The following is a 744-nucleotide window of genomic DNA, read 5'->3' as shown; positions in this document are numbered from 1 at the left end:
ATATGTGGCAGCTCATCAAAAGAGTTAAGATTTTCTTGAATGCCGCTTCAGCAAATAGTTGGAAAGGAATAGGAAATATGAAATTCTCATAATTATGAAAAGTTATATATGACAATAGACGTACAATCAAAAATATCAATAGACATAAAGGAAATGCGGTATAAAACCATCCGGGTAAATGATGCGCAGTCGTTGCAACATCATATAACCCAACCGAGTAAAATAAATCAGGCGACAAACTGCCAGTAATTAGCGCTGGCAAATTCAATAACCTTCCCCTCGGAAGACTCTTCAAAGGAAAGACGACTGCTGGATGTGAAAATGTCCATGGCATTATGAAAAATCCTGAAACAAATATTAAAGTCTGCGATAGGAAATTATCATATTCAACACGGTAAACAACATATTATTGTATTTGTAGATAATGTTACTACCCTGCCCCTCAATTAACACCACTGTAAAGATTACCAGAACAATGCCCTATACTTAGCTAACAGTATCCGTTTTTTATTCAGCAATACAGGGCAACCATGATGCAAAATCCCGTTTTTGTTCTTTTCATTGTTTTGACCTGCCCGGGGCATTCCTTAGTATTGAAAAATTCTGTAACTTAGTTATTAACAATCACATAACAAGCTTGGATTCGCATGATAAGTGCAATTTCTGAAAAAGGCGGTCAGTTGCTATAGTAGGCATCTTTCTCGCCAAAGGAAAATGCACTATGACCTATAAACAACTGACCGA

Annotated in this window: 1 protein-coding gene; it reads right to left on the bottom strand. The window is 36.6% G+C overall.

The window, feature by feature from the left end; genetic code table 11:
* Positions 1 to 334 (bottom strand): DUF4184 family protein (locus AAC854_RS22805; protein ID WP_340619085.1); only part of this gene is annotated, 334 nt, incomplete at its 3' end.
* Positions 335 to 744: the final 410 nt, after the last annotated feature.

The sequence above is a fragment of the Xenorhabdus entomophaga genome, assembly GCF_037996725.1.
Lineage (GTDB): Bacteria > Pseudomonadota > Gammaproteobacteria > Enterobacterales > Enterobacteriaceae > Xenorhabdus > Xenorhabdus khoisanae.
The sequence above is the reverse complement of the archived record's forward strand: the minus strand, read 5'-3'. Positions and strand labels throughout refer to the sequence as shown.